The sequence below is a fragment of the Yaniella soli genome, assembly GCF_054782375.1.
The window spans coordinates 1-521 of sequence record NZ_BAAGSP010000090.1 but is presented as its reverse complement, the minus strand read 5'-3'; the positions used below and the strand labels follow the sequence as shown (position 1 = coordinate 521).

Sequence of the window (521 nt, the reverse complement as noted above, 5' to 3'; positions counted from 1 at the left end):
AGGCAGTGTTCTCAACGATCGGAGCCACCCGTCAGCAGACTTATCGACATAATCCCCACCTCGGCATAAATCGATTTATGCAGATATCGCCATAAATTGACGAATTTGGCTACGTTCCGATCGATGCTGAAGGCTCCAGACTGCTCTTCCAGGTCATCTCAGACGGCTACGAAAAACGCAGCCTCATCCTCACCACGAATCTGGAATTCTCCCGGTGGGGCACCGTCTTTGGCGACGACACCATGGCCGCCGCGGTCATCGACCGCATCGTCCATCATGGCCGACTCCTGCAATTCCGCGGCGAGTCCTACCGCGTCAAAAACGCACTCATGAAATAACCCTTATCGCCATTGTGGCAGGAAACCCTGCCACAATGGCCGGATTCTTATCGCTTTAATGGCCGACTTCTTATTGACAAAACACAGCTGGGGCGGTTGTGTTCGATCCAGGACGACTTGTAAGATACCAAACCCGCGGCTGTGCCAGGAGTTGGTGCGCTCAATCATCCACCGTTTGGTGTG

The 521-nt window shown here is 53.7% G+C and carries 2 pseudogenes; one reads left to right on the top strand and one right to left on the bottom strand.

Annotated features, from left to right (window positions below):
* Nucleotides 1–95 precede the first annotated feature (95 nt).
* Nucleotides 96–338, top strand: a pseudogene (locus tag ACYVJT_RS15345) (ATP-binding protein); the annotation flags it as partial.
* 3 nt (nucleotides 339–341) lie between these two features.
* Here the strand turns inward: ACYVJT_RS15345 and ACYVJT_RS15340 are convergent.
* Nucleotides 342–521, bottom strand: a pseudogene (locus ACYVJT_RS15340) (hypothetical protein); the annotation flags it as partial.